The sequence below is a fragment of the Marinobacter sp. LV10R510-11A genome, assembly GCF_900215155.1.
GTDB lineage: Bacteria > Pseudomonadota > Gammaproteobacteria > Pseudomonadales > Oleiphilaceae > Marinobacter.
Genome location: NZ_LT907980.1, coordinates 2,189,362 through 2,210,807 on the forward strand (window position 1 = coordinate 2,189,362; position 21,446 = coordinate 2,210,807).

The 21,446-nt window shown below is 52.9% G+C and carries 29 protein-coding genes and 2 pseudogenes; 19 read left to right on the plus strand and 12 right to left on the minus strand.

The features are described from left to right. Positions 1 to 30: 30 nt before the first annotated feature. The 4 genes from CPH80_RS10405 to CPH80_RS10415 all read left to right on the plus strand — a co-directional run bounded on the left by CPH80_RS10405 (position 31) and on the right by CPH80_RS10415 (position 4,277). Positions 31 to 1,650 (plus strand): alkaline phosphatase, encoded by a 1,620-nt coding sequence (locus tag CPH80_RS10405; protein ID WP_096277566.1) that lies wholly within the window; start codon positions 31 to 33, stop codon positions 1,648 to 1,650. Between the two features lie 394 nt (positions 1,651 to 2,044). Then, the gene (locus tag CPH80_RS21650; RefSeq protein ID WP_227520370.1) at positions 2,045 to 2,197 is read left to right on the plus strand and encodes a phage integrase N-terminal SAM-like domain-containing protein; all 153 of its coding nucleotides are present in this window, start codon (positions 2,045 to 2,047) and stop codon (positions 2,195 to 2,197) included. After that, complete coding sequence (locus CPH80_RS10410; protein WP_227520436.1) at positions 2,194 to 3,318, plus strand: IS91 family transposase; 1,125 nt, start codon at positions 2,194 to 2,196, stop codon at positions 3,316 to 3,318. Before CPH80_RS21650 ends, CPH80_RS10410 begins: the two co-directional genes overlap by 4 nt. Before the next feature lie 326 nt (positions 3,319 to 3,644). Continuing rightward, complete coding sequence (locus CPH80_RS10415) at positions 3,645 to 4,277, plus strand: hypothetical protein (protein WP_096277570.1); 633 nt, start codon at positions 3,645 to 3,647, stop codon at positions 4,275 to 4,277. A gap of 253 nt (positions 4,278 to 4,530) precedes the next feature. On the opposite strand, the gene CPH80_RS10420 is transcribed toward CPH80_RS10415, so the two are convergent. The 8 genes and pseudogenes from CPH80_RS10420 to CPH80_RS10450 all read right to left on the minus strand — a co-directional run bounded on the left by CPH80_RS10420 (position 4,531) and on the right by CPH80_RS10450 (position 11,486). Beyond that, entirely contained in the window at positions 4,531 to 5,604 is a 1,074-nt protein-coding gene (locus tag CPH80_RS10420; RefSeq protein ID WP_096277572.1) for a transposase, read from the minus strand. Continuing rightward, complete coding sequence (locus CPH80_RS10425) at positions 5,601 to 6,512, minus strand: tyrosine-type recombinase/integrase (RefSeq protein ID WP_096277574.1); 912 nt, start codon at positions 6,510 to 6,512, stop codon at positions 5,601 to 5,603. Before CPH80_RS10425 ends, CPH80_RS10420 begins: the two co-directional genes overlap by 4 nt. 157 nt (positions 6,513 to 6,669) lie before the next feature. Next, positions 6,670 to 7,071 (minus strand): group II intron maturase-specific domain-containing protein, encoded by a 402-nt coding sequence (locus CPH80_RS22930; RefSeq protein WP_264754838.1) that lies wholly within the window; start codon positions 7,069 to 7,071, stop codon positions 6,670 to 6,672. A 45-nt stretch (positions 7,072 to 7,116) separates the two neighbouring features. Then, positions 7,117 to 7,341: pseudogene (locus tag CPH80_RS22935) on the minus strand (reverse transcriptase domain-containing protein); the annotation flags it as partial. A 109-nt stretch (positions 7,342 to 7,450) separates the two neighbouring features. Further along, positions 7,451 to 8,461: a tyrosine-type recombinase/integrase gene (locus CPH80_RS10435; RefSeq protein ID WP_096275471.1), complete on the minus strand. Its 1,011-nt coding sequence runs from the start codon at positions 8,459 to 8,461 to the stop codon at positions 7,451 to 7,453. Next, positions 8,448 to 9,437: a tyrosine-type recombinase/integrase gene (locus CPH80_RS10440; protein WP_197703603.1), complete on the minus strand. Its 990-nt coding sequence runs from the start codon at positions 9,435 to 9,437 to the stop codon at positions 8,448 to 8,450. The genes CPH80_RS10435 and CPH80_RS10440 overlap by 14 nt, the downstream gene beginning before the upstream one ends. Then, entirely contained in the window at positions 9,434 to 10,666 is a 1,233-nt protein-coding gene (locus tag CPH80_RS10445) for a site-specific integrase (protein WP_096277578.1), read from the minus strand. The genes CPH80_RS10440 and CPH80_RS10445 overlap by 4 nt, the downstream gene beginning before the upstream one ends. A gap of 157 nt (positions 10,667 to 10,823) precedes the next feature. Beyond that, entirely contained in the window at positions 10,824 to 11,486 is a 663-nt protein-coding gene (locus CPH80_RS10450) for a reverse transcriptase domain-containing protein (protein WP_227520438.1), read from the minus strand. Positions 11,487 to 12,102: 616 nt separating this feature from the next. Here CPH80_RS10450 and CPH80_RS10455 point away from each other — a divergent pair. From CPH80_RS10455 to CPH80_RS10485, 6 genes are all read left to right on the plus strand, one after another. Next, entirely contained in the window at positions 12,103 to 12,546 is a 444-nt protein-coding gene (locus tag CPH80_RS10455; protein ID WP_157746884.1) for a hypothetical protein, read from the plus strand. Positions 12,547 to 13,018: 472 nt separating this feature from the next. Next, a complete protein-coding gene (locus CPH80_RS10465) occupies positions 13,019 to 13,297 on the plus strand; it encodes a type II toxin-antitoxin system RelE/ParE family toxin (RefSeq protein WP_096277581.1) in 279 nt (92 codons plus the stop codon). 10 nt (positions 13,298 to 13,307) lie between these two features. Continuing rightward, the gene (locus CPH80_RS10470) at positions 13,308 to 13,631 is read left to right on the plus strand and encodes a HigA family addiction module antitoxin (protein WP_227520439.1); all 324 of its coding nucleotides are present in this window, start codon (positions 13,308 to 13,310) and stop codon (positions 13,629 to 13,631) included. Between the two features lie 242 nt (positions 13,632 to 13,873). Further along, entirely contained in the window at positions 13,874 to 14,188 is a 315-nt protein-coding gene (locus tag CPH80_RS10475) for a transcriptional regulator (RefSeq protein WP_096277583.1), read from the plus strand. Beyond that, positions 14,181 to 14,486, plus strand: a complete 306-nt coding sequence (locus CPH80_RS10480; RefSeq protein WP_096277585.1) for a helix-turn-helix domain-containing protein — start codon at positions 14,181 to 14,183, stop codon at positions 14,484 to 14,486. Before CPH80_RS10475 ends, CPH80_RS10480 begins: the two co-directional genes overlap by 8 nt. Positions 14,487 to 14,760: 274 nt before the next feature. Beyond that, on the plus strand, positions 14,761 to 15,084 hold the full coding sequence (locus CPH80_RS10485; RefSeq protein WP_096277587.1) for a hypothetical protein: 324 nt from the start codon (positions 14,761 to 14,763) through the stop codon (positions 15,082 to 15,084). Between the two features lie 116 nt (positions 15,085 to 15,200). On the opposite strand, the gene CPH80_RS10490 is transcribed toward CPH80_RS10485, so the two are convergent. Continuing rightward, a complete protein-coding gene (locus tag CPH80_RS10490; protein WP_096277589.1) occupies positions 15,201 to 15,518 on the minus strand; it encodes a CcdB family protein in 318 nt (105 codons plus the stop codon). Further along, positions 15,518 to 15,763 (minus strand): type II toxin-antitoxin system CcdA family antitoxin, encoded by a 246-nt coding sequence (locus CPH80_RS10495; protein ID WP_096277591.1) that lies wholly within the window; start codon positions 15,761 to 15,763, stop codon positions 15,518 to 15,520. The genes CPH80_RS10490 and CPH80_RS10495 overlap by 1 nt, the downstream gene beginning before the upstream one ends. Before the next feature lie 222 nt (positions 15,764 to 15,985). Here CPH80_RS10495 and CPH80_RS10500 point away from each other — a divergent pair, with 222 nt between their 5' ends. The 7 genes and pseudogenes from CPH80_RS10500 to CPH80_RS10530 all read left to right on the plus strand — a co-directional run bounded on the left by CPH80_RS10500 (position 15,986) and on the right by CPH80_RS10530 (position 19,204). Beyond that, positions 15,986 to 16,258, plus strand: a complete 273-nt coding sequence (locus tag CPH80_RS10500; protein ID WP_096277593.1) for a CopG family ribbon-helix-helix protein — start codon at positions 15,986 to 15,988, stop codon at positions 16,256 to 16,258. Next, entirely contained in the window at positions 16,255 to 16,539 is a 285-nt protein-coding gene (locus tag CPH80_RS10505) for a type II toxin-antitoxin system RelE/ParE family toxin (RefSeq protein ID WP_096277595.1), read from the plus strand. The genes CPH80_RS10500 and CPH80_RS10505 overlap by 4 nt, the downstream gene beginning before the upstream one ends. Positions 16,540 to 16,667: 128 nt before the next feature. Then, positions 16,668 to 16,964 carry a BrnT family toxin gene (locus tag CPH80_RS10510; RefSeq protein WP_096277597.1) on the plus strand — a complete coding sequence of 99 codons (297 nt, stop codon included), beginning with the start codon at positions 16,668 to 16,670 and terminating at the stop codon, positions 16,962 to 16,964. Next, positions 16,957 to 17,166, plus strand: a complete 210-nt coding sequence (locus CPH80_RS10515; RefSeq protein ID WP_096277599.1) for a BrnA antitoxin family protein — start codon at positions 16,957 to 16,959, stop codon at positions 17,164 to 17,166. The genes CPH80_RS10510 and CPH80_RS10515 overlap by 8 nt, the downstream gene beginning before the upstream one ends. Positions 17,167 to 17,377: 211 nt before the next feature. Next, a pseudogene (locus CPH80_RS10520) lies at positions 17,378 to 17,671 on the plus strand (pyridoxal-dependent decarboxylase); the annotation flags it as partial. A 1-nt stretch (position 17,672) separates the two neighbouring features. After that, the gene (locus tag CPH80_RS10525) at positions 17,673 to 18,590 is read left to right on the plus strand and encodes a homocysteine S-methyltransferase family protein (RefSeq protein WP_096277603.1); all 918 of its coding nucleotides are present in this window, start codon (positions 17,673 to 17,675) and stop codon (positions 18,588 to 18,590) included. A 104-nt stretch (positions 18,591 to 18,694) separates the two neighbouring features. Then, complete coding sequence (locus CPH80_RS10530; protein WP_096277604.1) at positions 18,695 to 19,204, plus strand: DUF1993 family protein; 510 nt, start codon at positions 18,695 to 18,697, stop codon at positions 19,202 to 19,204. Positions 19,205 to 19,379: 175 nt separating this feature from the next. Here the strand turns inward: CPH80_RS10530 and CPH80_RS10535 are convergent, their stop codons facing one another. Next, positions 19,380 to 19,634, minus strand: coding sequence for a Txe/YoeB family addiction module toxin (locus CPH80_RS10535; protein WP_096277606.1), 255 nt, complete (start codon positions 19,632 to 19,634; stop codon positions 19,380 to 19,382). Further along, positions 19,631 to 19,882: a type II toxin-antitoxin system Phd/YefM family antitoxin gene (locus CPH80_RS10540; RefSeq protein ID WP_018402812.1), complete on the minus strand. Its 252-nt coding sequence runs from the start codon at positions 19,880 to 19,882 to the stop codon at positions 19,631 to 19,633. The genes CPH80_RS10535 and CPH80_RS10540 overlap by 4 nt, the downstream gene beginning before the upstream one ends. A gap of 179 nt (positions 19,883 to 20,061) precedes the next feature. Between CPH80_RS10540 and CPH80_RS10545 the strand changes: the two genes are divergently transcribed. Continuing rightward, the gene (locus CPH80_RS10545; protein ID WP_096277608.1) at positions 20,062 to 20,442 is read left to right on the plus strand and encodes a hypothetical protein; all 381 of its coding nucleotides are present in this window, start codon (positions 20,062 to 20,064) and stop codon (positions 20,440 to 20,442) included. A gap of 57 nt (positions 20,443 to 20,499) precedes the next feature. Beyond that, positions 20,500 to 21,177 carry an HAD family hydrolase gene (locus tag CPH80_RS10550; RefSeq protein ID WP_157746885.1) on the plus strand — a complete coding sequence of 226 codons (678 nt, stop codon included), beginning with the start codon at positions 20,500 to 20,502 and terminating at the stop codon, positions 21,175 to 21,177. Positions 21,178 to 21,446: the final 269 nt, after the last annotated feature.

A 21,446-nucleotide genomic window follows, 5' to 3' on the forward strand; every position in this document is an offset into this window, starting at 1 on the left:
TAAAAACGCCAACCGAAAAAGGATTTGAGTATGAACGTCCGTAAAGCCACAGTAGCAGCAGGGTTGATAACATCCTCCCTCATGCTGGCAGCGTGTGCACCCATGCAATCCGCACCGCAAGCACCGGAAAAAGCCAAAAACGTGATCATGATCATCGGCGATGGCATGGGGCCACAACAAATCGGCCTACTATTGGCATATGCCAAGCAGGCGCCAAATTCGGTAATCACCGACGGCACCACCGCCTTTGACCGAATCGCCGCCAACGGCCGCATGGGCATTTCCACGACCCACGCCAACAACAATCTGGTGGTAGATTCCGCCGCTTCTGCCACACAACTGGCAACCGGTCAGCTAGCCGGCGCCGAGATGATTGGCGCAGATAAAGACGGTAACAGCGCAGAAAGCATTCTGGAAAAAGCCAAAAAGCTAGGCAAATCCACCGGGCTGGTTTCTGACACCCGCATTACCCATGCAACCCCGGCCGGCTTTGCCGCGCACCAGAGCCACCGCAGCCTGGAAAATGAAATTGCAGTAGACCTGCTGAACAACAACGTAGATGTAATGTTGTCCGGCGGCCTGCGTTACTGGATTCCCGAATCCGCCAATGACGAGCAATCAGCCGCGCGCCAGGAACTGGAAGCGCTGTCCGAAGGCAGCGTGCGCATCAAATCCAAGCGTAAGGACAACCGCAACCTGATCGCCGAAGCACAACAGAAGAACTACGACCTAGCGTTCAACCGCTCGCAGATGGAAAAAGCCGACGGCAAAATTCTAGGCCTGTTTGCTTACTCGGCGTTACCGAACGCCATCACCGAGCACCAAACCAAGAACGACCCTGCCCGCACCATACCAACGCTGAAAGAGATGTCCGAAAAGGCGATTGGCTCGTTGTCGCAAAACGAAGAAGGCTTCTTCCTGATGATCGAAGCCGGGCAAATCGACTGGGCTGGGCATTACAACGACACCGGCACCATGCTGCACGAAATGCTGCGGTTGAACGAGACACTCAATTACGTACTGGATTGGGCAGAAGGCCGTGACGACACCCTCATTGTGGTGACCGCCGATCACGAAACCGGTGGTTTTGGCTTCAGCTACTCCGCCAACGACCTGCCCCACGGGCGTGACCTACCGGGCGATGTGTTCAAAGAGCAACAGTTCCAACCTGGCTTCAACTTCGGCGACGTAGCGACCCTAGACACACTGTACGAGCAGAAGTCCTCCTACGGCGATATCTTCTACAGCCAGTTCGACGCACTGGAAGCAGACCAGCAAACCCCTGCCAGCCTAGCTCGCATCGTAAACGCTGAAACCGGCTTCGACATCACCGAAGCCCAAGCCGCGCGCGTACTCGCAACCGAGGACAACCCCTTCTACACCGAAGACCACCCTTACCTGAGCACCAAAACCGTTCCGAAAATGGACGTTAACGGCGCCTTCTTCGTTTACCAAACTGACGACAACCGCCAGAACCTGCTGGCCCGCGAAGTGGCCGAACAGCAAAACGTAGTCTGGGCCACCGGCACCCATACCAACACACCGGTACTGGTATTCACCCAAGGCCCGGGAGACACCACCGCACCCTTCGGCAACGTGCTGCACCACACAGAAGTAGGTCAGTACGCTATTGAAGCGCTAGAAGACTAATACCCGCCTTATGATCTAACCGGCTCCCGATCCTTATCGGGGGCCGGACTACCTTCCGTAGCTTTCGTACCTTCTTTACCTTCCGCACACTGATTGAGACCCGCTGGGGTCTATGTTTCTCCCCCCCCCTCGATTCCTATAACGGTATTTCTATACAGCATGATTGCTTGCGCAAAATAGAGAGGTCACGCGATTACATGGTGGAGGCCGGAAAAGTGGGCTAAGCTGTTGTTTAATTTGAATCTGGCCAGTGTTCCAACTGCGATGTAAGTGTGGTGTTGAACTAAACCGCTTCGCGGTAGCGACTACGCCCGATCATTTCCTGCGAAATTGGGTGTCTTGACGGATACTTTTGATAAGCCCAATTGGGCTATTCAGAAGAGGAGTGACTGTCATGACACCATTACGTCAGACCATGATCCAAGCCATGTGCCAACATGGCTTTTCCCCCCGAACCCAGCACAGCTATCTTTACGTCGTCACCGCGCTGGCCCGTTATTATCGGCGCTCGCCCGCTGACCTGATCGCAAATCTCGGAGGTGCATGATGGCAGGCACACTGAGCGTTCAAAACATACTGGCGCGATTTCTGCCCGGTCAGACACTGGACAGTCACCGTCGCAAGGTCTGCGCTCGTTTAACGGGCTGCCGAACCGCACAGATGGGCGGTATGGAAATGCGTTGTGATCATTGCCAGGCCCGTTCCATCTGTTATTACGGCTGCCGGGATCGGCATTGTCCGCAATGTCAGGGGCGAGCGAGCCAGCAGTGGAGCGCACGTCAGCGGTCACTGCTGTTGCCGGTGCCTTACTTCCATTTGGTGTTTACGTTGCCCCATACCTTGAACGGCTGGGTTCAGCTCCATCCCGACGTGATCTATCGCTGTCTGTTCGCCGCAGTCTGGGACACGCTTAACCAGTTTGGGCGCAACACCCGGCACCTCGGCGGCGAACTGGGTATGACGGCGGTGCTCCACACCTGGGGACAGAACCTGAGCCGTCATGTGCACGTGCATTGCCTGATCCCCGGCGGGGTGTTGACCGGCACCGGTGACTGGCACAAAGCCAAAAGCCATTACCTGTTCCCGGTACGGGCCCTATCCCGGCGTTTTCGAGGGCGCATGGTGTCGTTGCTGAGAGCGTCGGTGAACGCAGACGAACTGCACCGGGTTACCCGCAACGGTGAGATTGATGGTGTGCTCGACGGCCTGATGCAGCAGGAGTGGGTTGTCTACACTCGACATTGCCTAAACCAGGCCGATAGCGTGGTGGACTATCTGGCTCGCTACACTCATCGAATCGCCATCAGTAACGGGCGCTTGTTGTCGATGGACGGTGACCGGATCTCGTTCCGATATAAGGATTACCGCGATGGTTCCCGAATTAAGACCCAATGGCTGGAGGGCCAGGAGTTCGTGCGGCGGTTCCTGATGCACATCCTGCCCAAAGGCTTCATGCGCATTCGCCATTTTGGCTACCTGAGCAACCGCACCCGACGCCGCAAACTGGCGGTTATCCGACACTGTTTATCGCAGCCGCCCAAGCCAGAAGCGACATCGGAGAGCCCGGCGTCTCAGCGATGCTGGCCGTGCCTCCTCTGCGACAACGGTCTGGTTCGTATGATTCGTCAGATCCCACGATTTAAACCAGCGGTGATCCTAACGGGCTAACCCATCCCCACCTGGTTCGATGCGTGGAAAACCTCAGTTCTAAAGGAGCTGGGAGTTTCTGCGGGCCAACGCTGGAAAAAGGGGTATCTGAGAGGTAATCTGAGGGGAATCACAATAAGGAACCGCCGCGTGAAGGATCGAATGAGACCAAAACCTGCCGGCATTGCTTCGCGCCTGGCCCCAGATGTACCGTTCAGGCTTCGCCTTCAAATTACTTTATCCTTAAGCATCGTTCGATAGCTGCGGAGTTGGCGGCTTAGTCCAACAGACATTTAATGGTCATGCTGCGCACGACCATTAAATGCTTAAGTGTTAGGCACTAAAATATGACTCATACCCCACAAGCTACCCAGTTTTTATCCGATTCCGAACATGCGTTAAGTCATTTATTTGACGCTATAGGTGAATATGGAAAAATACTAAGTGATTCGCAAATCACCGTTGAGAAGCTCAAAAAATCACAGGACTTTCTCTCAGATTTATTCATGTATCGAGATCAATGGTCTCCGAACGCGAATCACCACTATGCGCAATATATGAAACGCACGGAGGCCTTGGAAAAAGAAAAGGTCGAAGCTGCAAAAGGCACTGATGAAAAAATAGAAAGTGCCCTATTGAGAATTGGCTCAACTGTAGAATCTATGTCCAGCCTAGCTGCAGCGGTGCTACAAATAGCAAAACAAGCAATCAGCCTCTCTCATTCGGGTAAACCAAGTTTGCCTTTGGCCAGAAAAATTGGCTCGCAAAGCATTATTGAAGTTATCTGGGAAGGTAGGAATCACGGAATGCACTGGGATGAAGGAGCTCCTCGAGCCAAAGTGAAGGCAATGCTGGACGCACTGGTACTAGATATGGGAATAACAATAGAAGCGAAAACGAATAACTGCTTATCTATACTTGGCGCACTAGAATGGAAATGCAGCGCGGATGCTATCTCTGACCTAAAGTTATTAGTGTAACCAAGTGCCTAACAAATAAGGATAGGTCGCGCGCAGCCGCGACCTGATCCGGTGTTGGACGAGCCCGGTGCTTCTCTATTAAGGAAATATCATCGGCGAACTGAGAGGTGCTTTGGCCCTGGCATTGGGCGGTCATTTTCGTCAGGCCAGAGGTTCCCGTGACCCTCGGTGAAACCGATAGCCGATCTGTCCTGGTGGTGTCATAGGATGCTCTGATCTCTCCCTGTGAGGTGCATGTCGGACGGATGTGGGCCTATGCCAGACATCGTCGTCGGGTTATCAGCACGGGCCACCGGCAGGGGCGCCGCCAAAGCGTGATGCCCATGGGCTCGCCACAGCAGGGGCAAATGCGTTGTTTCCGGGGTTGGGTGACGATCCCGGGTAGCGCGACCCGCAAGAGCAACTGCAGCCGGTGTAAGGTTTTGCGGGCACCGCCATGCAGGAACCCGTATTCCCGCACCCGTCGCAGCCCCTTGGGCAGGACGTGCTGCAGAACCCGCCAGAGGAACCGGCTCGCCGGTTCGGTCAGGGTCTGCCAGCGCCGGGTCTGACTGTCCTGGTAGCGGAAGGTGACCTGCTCACCGTCGTAATCCACGATGTTCTGCTCCCGGAGTACGCCGCGATAGAGGTAGCGGGCCAGATAGGTCAGCGCCTGGTCGCCACGGCCGACCTGCTCGCACTGGGCGACCCAGTGCCCCGGAATCGATTTCGGTAAGGCAAAGCCCTGCTCGCGCATCCGGGTGAGGAATTTGGCGCGAAACACGGTGGCCAGGGCCCGGCCGTTGAACAGGTATCGCCCGGCCCGGGCGTGCCAGTGATGGCCCGTTAGCCCGCCCCCGGGGACCACGATGTGGACATGGGGGTGGACAGCCAGACGCCGGGAGTGGGTGTGCAACACCCCGACTAGCCCGAGCTGGCTCCCCAGGCGTTTATCGTTACGGGCGAACTGGGCGAGGACATCCCGGGCGACCTGGAACAGGGTGTGGCAGGTCCATCGGAGGTGGTGCCAGGCAAAGCCCCGCAACTGGGCAGGAAGGGTGAAGGTCACCAGGAAATAGTCCACCGGCAACAGCTTTTGCCGCTGCCGGTCCAGCCACTGGCTGTTGGCACCGTGCTGACAGGCCGGGCAACTGCGATGACCGCAGGACGGGTACGCCTGTTGCACCTGCTGACAGGGCATGCACTGATAGCGGACTTCGCCACACTCTGGAGTGTGGCGGGCGAGGATCGACTGAATGGCGGCATGGTGCTCCGGACGCATCCGCTCACCATAACGGTGCTGCAGACCCACCTGATGATCGCCCAGAATCTGCGCCAGAGTGATCATGAAGACACCCAGTCGACCTGCAGCCGATCAATCAGAGCATTGATCATCAGGGCGCTGTTCTGCTGGGCCTCTTGGGTCATCCGGGTATAGCGGGCGGTGGTCACCGGGCTGGCATGGCCGAGCAGGGTCTGGATCGACCGGAGATTGACGCCATTCTCCAGCAGATGAGTGGCAAAGCTGTGACGCAGGGAGTGAATGTGAACATGCTTGCGGATACCGCAGTTCAGGGCGACCTGCTTGATGGCCTTCTGCACCCCGCCCCGGTCCATCACTCGGGGCTTGCCGGAGGTGGCAACCGACGCATACGGCGGGTGCCCCCCGGGGAACAGCAGGTCCGGATGACGGTGAGTGGCCCAATAGCGCCGCAAGGCCTTGAGTGTCATCAGCGGCAAAGGCACGAAGCGATCCTTCTTGCCCTTGCCACAGCGCACATGCACCCGCATCAGGTGACTGTCGACATCGGCGATGGTCAGGTTCAGGGACTCGCTCAGTCGCAGGCCCAGACTGTAGGTGGTGAGGAAATAGACCTGATAACTGAGTTTGCGTGTGCGACTAATCAGGCGCTCGACCTCCTTCAGGGAGAGCACGTCCTGCAGGGTCTGAACCTTGGGGGCCTTGACGATAGGGACGTATTCCCAGGGCTTGCCCAGCACATACTGATAGAAACTCTGCAACGCATTGCGGGCAATCTTGACCAGACTCCAGGACCGATGCTGGACCAGATGCATGAAATACTGCTGGAGCTGATCGGTGCTAAGCTGATCGGGACAGGTCTGGAAATAGTCGCAGACCTGTCGCAGGCAACGGGTGTACAGATCGATGGTCTTGGGGCTTTTGCCGCGCAGGGTGAGTTCGGTGAGGTAGCGTTGGTGCAGTGCTTGAAAACGAGCGTGTTCGTTAGCGTTCATCACACTTCTCCTGACAGGCCCCTCCGGAATGGAGTGGGTCAGGGAAGTACAGACGAATTTAACCTCTGCCGCGTAGCGGCTTCGTTCAATCGGGTAGCCGAGGGTATCTAACCCTCAGCCCCCACAACACCCTGCATGCGGGTCCGCACAGGGCGTTTCACTTAGGATAGTGAAGCTTGATCCAACCATCACGCAACGAATAAAGCCCCTCAGATTTCAAATATTTTAAAGACAATGCTTGATTGATCCCTGGAGTTTTAGCGCTACGCCATGGCCCTTTGCTGGTAATGCCACACGCAACTGCTGACTGCACATGCACACCTCGTCTCATCAAGTTTCTTACCTTGGTTCGTGGCTTGCGCCACTGTCGCCAGTAAGCCATTCTGACCCTGCGCCGAATCCATTGATCTAGATCGACACAGAGTTGATAGCCTTTGGCGATACCAAAGTAATTGATCCAGCCACGTAAGTACTGGCTCAGCTTGAAGAGTTGGTATCGCATTGATACACCCCAGTTGCGATTCGTTAGTTTCCGAACTTGTTGTTTGAACTTATTCAACGTATTCGGGTGCCAATGAATGTTCCCTGATCGGAAAGTGAATCCCAGGAACTTACTATCATTGGTTTTAACGACGCGGCTTTTGATCGTGTTAACGATCAATTTCAAACGGCGTTGCAGGTATTTACTGATACTATGAAGTACACGTTCGCCTGCACGCTTACTCTTCACTAAGATCGTAAAGTCGTCTGCGTATCGGGCGAATTTGTGGCCTCGCTTCTCAAGTTCTTTGTCTAGTGGGTCGAGCATGATGTTCGCCAATAGTGGCGAAAGAGGCCCACCTTATGTATAGCTACTCGTTATGCAAAGTGGATCGCTGTATCCGCGTAGTGCGTACTGACTTGGAGAGAACACTTTGCATAACGAGGTGATGCGTATGCTACAACGTGCTCAACCACGAGAGAAGATTACGGTCCTTTGTCCAATGGGGTAAAGTGCTGGTGACGATGTCTGGATACGCGCCCTCAAGCGCTTTGCGCTTCATCTCGGTATCAGCCCTGGCATAGACCTCTGTGGTCGCGATATCAACGTGTCCCAACAGATCGCGTATATAGATAAGGTTCACTCCCGATTGAAGTAACAACATCGCCTTGGTGTGTCTTAAAATATGCGGCGTTACCTTTTCGGGAATGAGTGGTGACGTTGAACGAGCTTGGCATGCATATTTGCCGAGGATGTACGAGATTCCAGCACGTGTCATCTTGGTACGCATGCGATTGGAAAATAGAGGCTGATCAGCCACACCCGCAAGTTCGCTAAAAGCCTCGCTAAAATACTGCTTCAGCAGAGATTCGGTGTTGAGCATTAACGGCACCTGCCGTGTTTTCCGCCCTTTTCCTGTCAAAGTAATAATGGCTGGCGGATCAAACCTGACATCACGGACCCTGATATCAACCAGCTCTTGCACACGCGCTCCTGTATCATAGAGAACGCTGAGTAACGCCAGATCCCGCCGTCCAGAAGACGTTGACAGATCTGGTTGAGCCAGTATCAGTGTTAATGCCTCAGGCGACAGGTGCGACACCGCTGCCGCAGGTGCTTTTTTGCTGGGAATTGACAAGATCTGCTGATATTGAAGTAACCCTGCTGGATCCTCAATATGCATGTACCGATAGAACCCATGGATGCAGGCGAGTCGCTGATTACGAGTCGAGATACCGTTGTGCCGTTGTTGTTCAAGCCAGTCCAGAAAGCCCAGCACCAATGACTTGTCGATGTCCTTTAAGCACAGTTTATCCGCAGATCGGTGGTGCGATTGCTGGCAATAGATCAACAACAACTTGAACGTGTCACGATAGGACTTGATAGTATTCGTGCTTACGTTTCGCTGTCCAGGTAGATAGATCCCCAGATAGTGCGACAGCGCCTTGGCAAAATCAGTTGGTTTCATTGCCATCTCCTCCCAGTGTTGGAACAATGTCACCAAAAGCCCGCTCGGATTTGGCTGTAATATCTGGGAAGAGTTCTGCGGTCAGGCGTAGGTAATGCGCTGTATCCTGGAACGAATAGTGACCCATGTAAGTCTTTAGAATCGGCAAGTACGCGGCAAGGTCTGCACCTTCGAGAACCCATCGCCTCAGGCAGTGAACGCAGTGTGTATGCCTGAGATCATGCAGCCGAGGACCCTTTCCCCAGCCCCCGTGCGATATACCTGCTTGCCAAAGAAAACGCCTGTAATTCTTGTAGACGTTCCCGATGGTCATCGGATTGCCAGTTGGCGAAGGGAAGAAGTAGGCTTGATCATCCGACAGGGTGTGCGCTGCCTGGGCGTAGCGGCGGCAACGATCCAGGTTATTCATCGACATGGGGACCAACCGGTCTTTGTTGAACTTGCCATCGATGATGGTCAGAACACCTTCGTCGAGGTCAACGTCACTCCGGTGCAAATTCAGTGCCTCAGAAAGGCGTAAACCACAGCCGTACAGCAGACGGAACAGCAGCGGCATGATGAGGTGCCGCAATGGCACTTGCGAGCAGTAATGGCAGGCGTCGACTTTGCTCAAGATCGCAGTGACTTCTGCGTCGCTGAATATATAGGGTTGGTAGTGCTCCTTGCGCGGCAGTATTTTTGGCGGTAACACATAGGATGGAAGGCCGAGTCGTGTCATATACAGGGCTAGCTGCCTCAGGACCCCAGCTCTGTTTTGCTGGGTGGCGAGCGCTTCATTGGGTTTGCGCTGGATCCAGGCATGGGCCAGATCCCGAGTAATCACGGTTTCTGTATAACTCTGGCTGATACAGAACTGATCAAATTTGTAGAGAGACCAAGCGCTGGTGGTGTATTTGTACCCCACAGCGCGTTTCTCAAGGATGCAGCCACTGATGAACTCATGCAACGAACTCTGAAAGGGAAGTTTTCTCATCATTCCATCTCCCCGGCAGAATCCAGCGCACACTGACGTAGCTGTTGGATATCCACCTTCAAGTAAACAGCCGTGGATTCCGTACTGGCATGACCAAGAATGTCAGAGATGATTGGCAGTGGTGTGTTCTCTGCCAACAGACGGCTCGCCAGTGTATGGCGCAAGGAGTGCATGCCCTTTTTCTTGTTTGGCGAAATGGGGATTCTGGCAATCCTCATGTACTTAATGATGATTTGATGCAGGCGATGTTCATCTGAGAACGGTTCCAGAGGTGCTAGATGTCGCAGAAAAACGTAAGGGGAGTCGACTTTTGGGCGTCCATTTTTCAGATACTCAATGATGGCCCAACCAATATCTGGCAGTAGTGGCAAATGAACCAAGGCCCCTGTTTTTGATACTCGCAGTTCAATCCGGCTATCTGCCCAATTGAGATCCGTGAGTTTCAAGCGCTTGATGTCAAGTGTGCGAATACCCAGGCGAGCTGCTAACAGAATGATGGCGTAGTCTCGCTTGCCAGCGGGGTTGCCCCGATCAATGGCCTGAATCAGTTTCTCGACGTTTTCTTTGGTCCAGACTGATGGGATCCTGTTTTGTTTCCGCGCCTTTACCGTTGGTACCGCATCAAGCAAGGGCTGTGCAGGCACATCCTGCAGAATTAGAAAACGCAGAAAACAGCGCAGGCCACACAGCTGTAGCTCGACGCTCTTGTAGCTATAGCCCAGTAAGGTTTTGACGTAGTCAGGAACGTGTCTAGCAACGATATCTTCAACCTGCCACACGCGTTGTGACTCAACGAAGGCAAGAAATCTATCTGTCGCTTTTCTGTAATGATTGCACGTGACACCTGAATACGCCCGTTCCTGACAATGAGTCTCGAAGCGCTTCAACCATTGCTGGAAAGGCTTGCCGTTCAGCCGTATTTTCTGCTTGAAATAACGACGTAATATACTGCCGTGTTGCTGGAAATCACCCAGCATTCTGACGATTCGTAGTTGGTTGATCAGTGACTGAGTCAATGCGCCCGTTCTTTCCAACTCTGAAAAACCGTACTTAGCGTCAAGGAAGCGCATCCCAGCTTCTTCGCTAAAACCGGATAAGCACTCGTTATCGAGGAAGCTTGCTATGTGCTTCCAGGCTCTGCGATACCCGGCAATCGAACCCTCGGTGTAATGCAATCGGTGCAGTTCTTTCTCTAGACGATGAGTCAACTCATCAAATGTAAGCACGGACATGGTTACTGACTCCTGCGTTAATGGGAGTCTCCATTCTCACCACAGCAGTCAGGTTTTATGCAAAGTCAATCAGACGAGAATACAGCTACCTGCTGCTCTCCAGCGCAATACTTTGCATAACGAGTAGATATACATAAGGTGGCATATGAAAAGCTTTTCATATCCCACCTTGAGGAACACTCTCATGACTTTCACTATAGAGCTGGTTATCGATAACCCCAGCTCGGAGATAACGCTTAATCAATTTAAGAAGCCGTTTATCCTTCACTTTGTAGCCAAGGTACGTCATCAGTAAATCATGGTTAACTCGATCAAAGAACTTAGACAGATCAACATCAACAGAAAAACGGCGACCCGTTTTGATGATGCCTTGAACCTGCTTAACCGCTTGCTGCCCATTACGATTTGGACGGAACCCGAAGCTATTGTTCGAGAAGTCTGGATCGAAGATGGGAGTTAGTATTTGGGCAATGGCTTGCTGAATAACACGATCAGTGACCGTGGGTATCCCTAATTGGCGTTTGCCGCCATCAGGTTTATCTATTTCAACACGTCTGACCGGAAAGGGATAATAGAGACCTGTTTCCAGTTCCTCAACGACCTCTTTCCAACGGCCACACCTTGCCCAAGAGGGGAACTCATCAACGGTCATCCCGTCGATGCCAGCCGCCCCTTTATTGGCTCGAACGCGTTTCCATGCCGCCTGAAGGTTTTCAGGTTGCAACGCTTGTCCGAGTAGATCTTCGCTAAAGGCTGGCTTCATATCCATACGCTGAATCACGTCATCACCGGACGGTGTTCGTGTGTTCAAGTCTGTCATGGCTCCTCCTTTATTCAACTAAGTGTTCAGGCCTTCACCGTGTCCCAACCATTACGATGGGCGTTTGGCTACTATGCCGTCTGCTGACTTCTGCTCAATCACCGGCGGGATTGCCCCCATCGGCGCTATCGGTGTCCACCTCGTTCGCTCGCAACCGCCGATGGCAACGGGTGCGCCCAGGCTTGATCGACCAGTGTCCTGACTGGTAATTGACCGATCGCTCGTTGAGCAGATCCCGATGCGTCGGACCGCCCCAGATAAGAACATGAACTTTCACTGCACAACTGCATCATTTACGGTGGCCGTCAGATCACGTGGCTTCGTCGTCTTGTGCCAACTCGCCTCCGGCCTACGCCTCATATGATGTTCTTGTTCATCAGCTCGCAGCTTTGCTAGCGGCTTCCTCCAGACCGCGCCTCGCGGGTTGGCCCTTGCCATTCGCTAGTGGTTAGCGTTCAATCGGTAAAACCGGCTGAACGGTGATCTTTCCACAGGGGACTTTCACCCCATTAGCTCATGCCCATGCTGGGCGTACACAATACGCGCCACTCGGATGCCCTTTACGCCGCTTCGCTCTGTAAAGGCCACCGGTGCGCTCAGCGTTAACGAGCTTCATATGATCGGAACATTGGAAGACCTAAAAGATAAGATTGCTGAATACTGTGCAAATTATCGGCACCCTGACTTAGAGGCCTTCACATTAGGCCCTCTGTACGATTTGTTTCCGGAGCAAGAAGGCGGCACGGTAGGTGCTGAACGCGAATGGAACCAAACTTGGCCGAGTAACGGCCAGGCTGGAGTATATGCATTTCTCGATAGTGATGGCACCTTGATCTATATCGGGAAGTCATCAATGAAGAGCTCGGTTAGTGCGAGATTGAACGCATACACCAGATACGGCCCCGAGAAAAATTGTAAACTAAAGCACGATGGTTGGAATGTTCAGCCGCGATATGTGTTCATAATTGGTGTCCCTCGAACCACGTCATTTGAGGCCGCGGCTCTGGAAGAGTTCTTGATCCGAGAAATTCCAACCTCTGATAATGTGAACGGGATTTGAGAGCTTCGTTAATCGGGTAGCCGAGGGTATCTAACCCTCAGCCCCCACAACACCCTGCACCGATGCGTCGGACCGACGGTTCCGCACAGGGCGTTTCACCGGGAATGGTGAAGCCTGATCCACCCATCGCGCAGCGATACCAATCCCTCGGCTTTCAGGTAGTCATTCGACAGAGCCTGTTGAATGCCCGGAGTTTTGGAACTGCGCCATGGACCTTTACTGGTGATGCCACAGGCCACGGCCGACTGCACGTGAACACCCAACCTCATCAGATTTCTCACTTTGGTGCGTGGCTTGCGCCACTGTCTCCAATAAGCCATCCGGACGCGACGGCGGGTCCTGAAGAGCTGGCAGTGCATCGACACACCCCAGTGCCAGTTTTACTAGCGGCTTACTTCCGGCCGGCGTTTCGGAGACCGCTCTCCAGATAGTAACGCTTTACGTTACTAGTGTGTTGCGTCATTATTACCCCATGATCATAACGTTCAAGTGTAAGGACACCGAGAAGTTGGCAAGCGGTCGCCGCGTCAGGCGCTTTGTTAATTACGAGCGCGTTGCCTTGAGGAAAATTCGGCAACTCCAGGCTGCAAGCAAGCTGGATGATCTTAAAGTTCCGCCCGGTAATATGTTGGAGCCGTTGCATGGTGACCGCCAAGGTCAGCACAGCATTCGAATCAACAGGCAGTTCCGGGTTTGCTTCCGCTGGATCAAGGCCGGTGCGGAAGAGGTCGAAATTGTTGATTACCATTAGGGGGTAATTCATGCGCAACATTGAACCCATAACGCCAGGCGAGTTACTGAAAGAAGAGTTTCTTGAGCCGATGGGCATTTCTCAATATCGCCTCGCTAAAGAAATTGGCGTGCCTGCCCAGAGAATAGGCCAGATTATTGCGGGTAAGCGTTCGATAACCGCAGACACTGACCTGCGACTGTGCCGCTTCTTTGGTTTGTCTAATGGGTATTGGCTGCGGACTCAGGCAGCCTACGACACAGAGATTGCGGAAGAGGCTCTTGAGGGCCAGTTGAAAAAATATTCGTCCATGGAACTCGGTGTCAGAAATTGGGCACAGGGCATAATCGGGTAGCCGGGGGTATCTAACCCCCAGCCCCCACAACACCCTGCACCGATACGTCGGATCGGCCCAGATAAGTACATGCACTTTCACTGCACAACCGCATCATTTACGGTGGCCGTTAGATCACGCGGCTTCGCGGGAGGCCGCCCCATTAGTTCATGCCCATGCTGGGCGTACACAAACGGCTCCGCCGGGCGTTAACCCTTCAATGCACCTTGCCGAAACTACGTCATTGACGTATATTTATATTCATGTATACAGTCATCGAAACCCCAACATTTGAAGAAGACGCCCGAAAAATTTGGTCAGATGATGAGCGAAACGCTTTCTTTGCCTGGCTTGCTGCTGACCCGGAAGTTGGCGATGTGATTCCTGGTAGTGGCGGGTGCAGGAAGGTTCGGTGGTCTACTGCAGGCACAGGAAAGCGAGGTGGGGTACGTGTTATCTACTTCACCCGATTGGCAAATGGAGAAATCTGGCTATTGGTGATCTACAAAAAAGCCGCCAGAGAGAACATGCCTGTTCACATCCTGAAGTCAATTCGCGAGGTATTGGAAAATGAGTAAAGTAACCGAGACGCTCAGCGCTGAAGAACTTGGCAATAAGCTGCTCCAGTCCGTGAAGGAGATGAAAGCGGGTAAGGCAGCCCGTATCACCGAAGTAGAGCCTAACGAGGTTGCCGAGGCCCGAAGTAAAACAGGGCTTTCACAGCGTCAGTTTGCCGACGTATTGCATATCTCTGCTCGTACTTTGCAAGAATGGGAGCAAGGTCGGCGCAAGCCTTCAGGTGCTGCCAAAGCACTTATTCAAATAGCTTTTCGCCATCCTGAGGTTATCAAAGAGGGCCTGACACTCAGGGGTTAATCGGGTAGCCGGGGGTATCTAACCCCCAGCCCCCACAACACCCTCCACCGATACGTCGGACCGCCCCAGATAAGAACATGCACTTTCACTGCACAACCGCATCATTTGCGGTGGCCGTTAGATCACGCGGCTTCGCGGGAGGCCGCCCCATTAGTTCATGCCCATGCTGGGCGTACACACGGCGCTGCAGTTGACCGCTGCTTCGCTACACGGCAGCAACTGAGCTTTCACGTTATGTACGTATGAGGAGATTGACGCATGGAGAGCGTGATAATTGATTGAAATTACCGTGGCGGTTGCACTGCTCGTTCTGTACTTGATTTTTAATCGTGGGGAGGCCTACGAGGTTCAGGCCGTATTCGCATCAGTCATCATGGCGACCTATCTGGTGGTCTACCTGTGTGTTCCTCCAAAACTGGCGATAACATCCACATATCTAGGCCAAATTTTTGGATTTGTGCCGGCAGTGTCTTTTGGGGTGATTTTATTTCCGGACTTGAATGAGAGGCTTCCAGTCAGAGTAACGCGGTTTCTGGGTTGGCTTGGGTTGTTGCTGGTTCTCTCGATCCTCTGCGTGCTGAAGATTTTCATTTGGTGAGGTTTTCGACCAACACAGGTGCTAGGTGCAGCAATCACATAGCCAACCATTCAAGTACGTTCCCGGCCTGAAGGCCGCCCACCGGATGCCCTAGTCGGGCACCGCTCAGCTTGACGTTAAATGCCGGTGATCGCGAAGTCCAGGGCACCTACTATCTGGTCTCGATAGTGGGCTAATGAGCCTGCGGCGTTATTCAGTTGTTTGGTGGGCACTGAAGAAATTTGAGGTGTCAGCAAGAGAAGTCTCTGGCCATCGAAGGTGACTTCTGGCGTCAGGCCCTGCATCGTTTGGTTCCCGAAGGATGAGAGTCTGCCAAGCGGAATAACAATGCGCGTTGCCAGTTCAGATAAGTGCGGGCTTTGAATGTCGACTAAGTAGGGATAGAACGATTTGCTGGTTTTGCTAGGGTTGGAATATACGTCGAATTGGACCATCAAAACTCCCTAAATTCGTCGCCGAAGCAACCATGCTGCTCAACGAATTCGTTGTAACTTATGATGGCGGCGCGGTTCTCGTCGGCCCATTGAGCTGCTTTGCATTTTGCCAGCTCTTCTCTCAATGCTCGTTCTAGCGTGGCCGAGAGATTGATGTTCAGCGCTCGTGTTTTTGCAAGAAGGTCGCTATTCACGGACAGATTCGTTGCTTTTTTAGGAGAAGCTATATCGTAGAGCTCGTGCATTTTGGCCTCCGCAGAGAACTATTTTCTGACGTTAATATAGTTTATGCGTATATGCATGCGCATTCAAATGCATTTAACACGTCAATCAAGTTCGTTCCGGCCCTCTAGGCCTCCATCGGACGCCCTTGTCAGGGTGCCGCTTATTTCAGCGTTAAATTCTTTGGCGCTCTCTCATTGACTATGATGTAATACGTTGTAGTTAATGAGTTTGAGGATACAGAAATGAGTGTCACTACAGTCCGTCTACAGGCAGAAGTTGAGCAGCACCTGGAAGCAATCGCTGGCCGGCTCCATCGGAGCAAAGGCTGGGTGATCAATCAGGCACTGTCGGAATACATAGAAAAGCAGCAGCTTGAGCAAGAGCGCTGGAATCAAACGCTGGAGGCAATGGAATCTGCTGCCCAAGGGAAAGTAGTTGATGCCAGCGAGGTCCATAGTTGGCTCAATAGCTGGGGCACCAATAACGAGCAGGATGCGCCAAGGTCAGGTAAGTGAAACTGGTTTACACGGATGAAGCCATTAAAGATCTGAAACGCCTCAGGGAATTCATCGAAGTCCACAACCGTTCTGTGGCAGCCAAGATAGCTGCAGAGCTAGTTGTTGGCAAAATTGAGTTACTTCCAGAATTCCCCAAATTGGGAGTACCAGTTGAATTAGCTCCGGTGCCTGAATCAGTCCGCGACATGGTTTTTGGCAAGTATGTTGTCCGCTATTCAGTACATGCCAGTGCCATAATCATTCTCCGGATATGGCATGGTCTGGAAGGTGAACGATAGCAATTTAACCAGTCGCTGTTGTCGGACAATTTCTCCACCGCTTTGCTGCTCCAAAATTACCGCAAAGCTTAGAGTTAACTATTCAAGCGGCACTGGCGCTGTAATTACAGTGTAGGTATAGTGTAGTTATGCAGCACTTGAAATTTGAATGGGATACCGTAAAAAGCGCTTCCAATCTGAGCAAGCATGGTGTCTCGTTCGAAGAGGCCAAGACTGTGTTCACAGACGAATTCGGTCGCCTGCTAAGCGACCCGGAGCATTCCGGCATTGCAGAAGATCATTTTCTCCTGCTGGGGTCCAGCCTTCGGTCGAAGCTGCTTGTTGTCTGTCACTGCGTCAGAGAAGCTGAATCTGTGCGCATCATCTCTGCTAGGAAGGCCAACAAGAACGAGCGACAAATTTACGAGAGGTTCCGTTATGCGTGATCACTATGACTTTTCAGAATCCAAGCCCAACCCCTACGCAGCGAAACTGAAGAAGCAGGTTACGATCCGTCTCGACGAAGACACTGTTCAGTATTTCAAGCAAATGTCGGAGCAGAAAGGAATCCCGTACCAAAGTCTTATCAATCTGTACCTCAGGGATTGCGCAGCTTCAAACAGAGATCTTAAGCTTCAGTGGCAGTGATAGTTAATCGGGTAGCCGGGGGTATCTAACCCCCAGCCCCCTCAACACTCTGCACCGATGCGTCGGATGCTTGCTGCCCGCAGCAATGCTGGGCTGGGGTGTTATGCATTTAGTCTGGAGGCAGCGTGAGCGATTATGACACGAGTTTTATGGCAGCCGATGGCCATGAGCGCGCACTTGAGTTGTTGCGGGGCGCGCCAAGTGGACACATGTTGACGCCGCATGGGCGGGGCCGCTGCGCCTTAGTTCCGAATATGCCCATTTGCTCGAAGGTATTGAGGCGGCTGATTCAGTAGCAGTGTCTGCGCACAAGTGGTTGTTCCAGCCCAAAGAATCTGCAATTGTGTTTTTCAAGGATGTCGAACTCGCGCATGCAGCTATCAGCTTCGGTGGAGGCTATCTTGCAAAACCAAACGTCGGTGTACAGGGTTCCCGTGTGGCTGCGGCTAGCCCGATGGCCAACGTCAATCAAATCTACGGGGCGATAATGGAGGCGTGTCGGTAAGATGCAATCTGTGGTGCTTCTTGATGGTGGCCTGGGCCAGGAAATTTACCGGCGTGCACGCAATGTAAGCTCGCCGCTGTGGTCTGTTGCAGTGATGCAAGAGCAACCCGAGGTGGTAACGGCCGTGCATGCGGATTTTATCCGCGCCGGGGCAAAAACTTTGACGCTGAACACCTACACGGCGACACCGAGCCGCTTGCGCAAGCAGGACATGTTGGAGCAGTTGGCGACAATTCATCAGCAGGCTTTTGATGCACTGAGGCGGGCAATTGAAACCACCGGTGCGGAGGTGGATATTGCAGGGTGCTTGCCGCCTTTAGCTGCGAGCTATCAGGGCAAACCGCCACGCTCTTTTGAGGATTTACGGGATGAGTACGCCCTGCTGGCAAGGCTGCAGGGCTCTGCCGATGTATTCCTGATCGAAACCATGACAAACACTCTGGAAGCGCGGGCCGCCTGCGCCGCCGCCAGTGATTTGGGCAAACCCTACGGCATCGCGTTTAGATTAGAGGCGAATGGCAAGCTTAAATCTGGTGAGACTCTGGCCGAAGCGGTAGCTGCTGTTACTTGTTACGCGCCCACCGCGGTGATGCTGAATTGCTGCGATCCCGAGTTGATGACTGCTGCCATGCCCGCACTTGTCGGTATGTATTCATGCACTGGCGGTTATGCCAACGCCTTTAAGTCCGTAGAAACCTTGGCAAAGGGTGGTTCGGTGGATGCGCTGGAAGCTCGGGAGGATCTTACTCCGGCGGCTTATATTGCGCATGTGCAGCAGTGGCTGGCCAATGGCGCAACGGTTGTCGGTGGCTGTTGCGATATCACGCCTGCGCACATCAGGCATATGGCGAACGTGCTCGCAGACGAGTTTGAGTTCATTCGATTTTCTAAGCTCGCTTTGCAAGTTGCTGTTTTTTAACATACATTCATTAGTTGATTCAAAATTGGGCGTAGTTAAGTGGCGTAATAACAAAATGCGCGGCCTAATACGCTTGAGACCTCACATACCCACTGGAAAGCTCCATGAACAGTCCGATGTACACGTACTCCGTTCCTGTCCTAAAGCAAATGCTGACGGCCTTGCAAGCCATACTCGTGAAGACAGGCGAGCATGCTGCAGCCAAAGGCATAGAGCCAGACGCTCTGCTACAGGCTCGTCTGTCTCCAGACATGTTTCCCCTGATAAAGCAGGTGCAAGTTGCTGCTGATTTTTCACGCGGTATCACTGCGCGGCTCGCGGGTGTCGAGGTGCCAACTGTCGAGAGCAATCAGACGACCTTCGCTGAGCTTGACGCTCTGTTGACGCAGACCTTGGCTTTTCTGGACAGCGCGAACCCGGCGCAATTTGAAAGCAAAGAGCATAGCGAGATCCTCCTGCGGCCAGGTACGCCGAAAGAAAGGAAGCTGAGCGGCGAAGCCTATCTGGCCAGCTACGGTTTACCTCAGTTCTTCTTTCACGTCACCACCGCCTACGCCATCTTGCGCCACAACGGCATAGCCATCGGCAAGCGTGATTACATGGGCGCATACTGACACAATAGGTTTTTACGTGAGCTACGCCTTTCTCTTACCTAAGAGTCTGCGCGTGGCTCATCAGCGTGCACGCCCTCACCCTTCGGCCGCCGCTGGGTGTCACTTGCGATTCAAGCTGCTGAATCTGGTGTTAGTTTGAACCGTTTAATTTCGAGCAAGTGCAAGCGTTATTAAATCAGTAATGATACCGGAGCTGAACGATAAGCAGAGCGTCATCTGTGACCTTGTAGACCATGCGATCTTCTTCATTGATTCGGCGAGACCAGTAGCCAGCCAGACTATGCTTTAGGGGCTCTGGTTTACCAATACCTTCGAACGGTTCGCGCTTGGTTTCCTTAATCAACTTGTTGATTCGGTTGAGAACCTTTTTTTCGGTTTTTTGCCAATGCAGATAATCTTCCCAGGCATTCTCGGAGAAGATGCGTTTCATTCAAGAAGTTCCTTTTCCTGTCCGCCGCCTTGCTCCAATTCGGCAACGGATTCCAACAATCGGCGGGCATTCTTCGGTGCACGCAGAAGGTAGGCGGTCTCCTGCAGCGCTTCGTAGTCTTCAAGCGAGATCATTACCACGGATTGCGATTTGCTCCGGGTAATAATGATTGGTGAACGGTCTTCACAGACCTGATCCATGGTTTTGGCTAAATTGGTTCTGGCGGCTGTGTAGCTAATTGCATCCATAGGTTGCTCCTGTACAATATGTCGACCATGTACAGGATACCGTACGCATAAAGACTTAACAATCAGCCGCACAACAACCGGCGTTGGAGCCGGGAGTACCCATTGGCAATTAACAATTCGCAGCAGTGCGCGGCCTATGGCCACCGCTGTGCTCCGCGTTATGCATAAGGATGTGAACATTGAAGAAGGCATTCACAGTCGAGCTCTACGTTAAAGTCTCTCGAGACCTTTTCAAGATATCCTCGGTATCTGATCCCAGTCGCGAGCAGGTGTTTACTCCTTCCGAAGCGTTTACAACACAGAGGCTTCTGGTTGGTCAATTTTCCATTGCGGAACGTTGTCTAAAAGACGCCATTTCGTCAATGGTAGGCAAAAGCCTCATACCCAAATCCGTAAGGGTTGTTGTCCATCCAGAGGAAATGGTTGACGGTGGTCTCAGCGAAATTGAAGCGCGGCTGTTTAAGGAACTATGTTTAAGTGCTGGCGCGAGAAAAGTGGCTGTTTGGGTTGGTAACCCACTAAGCACTCGAGATCTGGCCAAACTGCTGGAAAATGCATAACAATACGCGTCACACGGGCGCGCTTCGCGTTAAACCCCACATAGGATCCTCCGCAAATTGTCCATCCAGGCTGTACTCTTCGATCACGACGGAACACTTGTCAACTCAGAACCAGTTCACCTAGAGCTCTGGAATGCGGTTCTTAGTACATACGGGGTTCAGCTGTCGGATCAACTATACAAGGACTTATATGCTGGCGTTCCGACCCCCGCGAATGCATCTGATTTGGTCAGTCGGTTTGGCATCCCGACCGATGCAGTCGTTCTTGTGGAAGCGAAGAACCTTGAAACCGTGCGGTATCTGAAGCAGCAATCTTTTCCTTTGATGCCGGGCGTTGCCCAAACAATTTCGTCTTTCCATCAACTAGGTTTAAAACTCGGCGTTGTCACCGGAGCGAGCGCCAATGGCGTGGGTGTAACGCTTCGTGCCAACGAGTTCGAATCGCTATTTAGTCTTACTGTTTCAGGAGACGATGTGCTCAGAAGCAAACCTGAACCAGATTGCTACCTGCTGGCTCTTGAACGCCTTTCCCTGCAACCAGAAGATTGCATTGCGATCGAGGATACGGAGCATGGACTTCGCGCAGCAGCGGTGGCCGGCATTAAATGCCTCGCTATTCCTACCGAAATGTCCAGGCATCACGATTTCTCTTTAGCCTCAGTGGTTCTTCCAAATATGAACGCCGCATGTGAGTATATTCAAAGGGTTTACTTGGATGGCGCACGTGAGGCTTAACTAATCGCTACAGTACGTTCCCGGCCCGTCGGTCGCCGGGCGTTCCTATCGCGCCGCCGCCTATTTCAACGTTATCCCCCTAGGAGGAGTTTTTTATGCAGCGTGCTTTTTCAAAGCGAGTAGCTCCCTACGTTGTAGCCGAGCTGGCGAATGCCAATTGCGCCGGACTTGGCCGCCTTGATTCAAGAGGTTAAGATCGGTGTGTAACCATACGCGCCATACCCCCAGAGTTGGGTTTGGAAGAAACGGTAGTTGCAGCTGACGGCCCT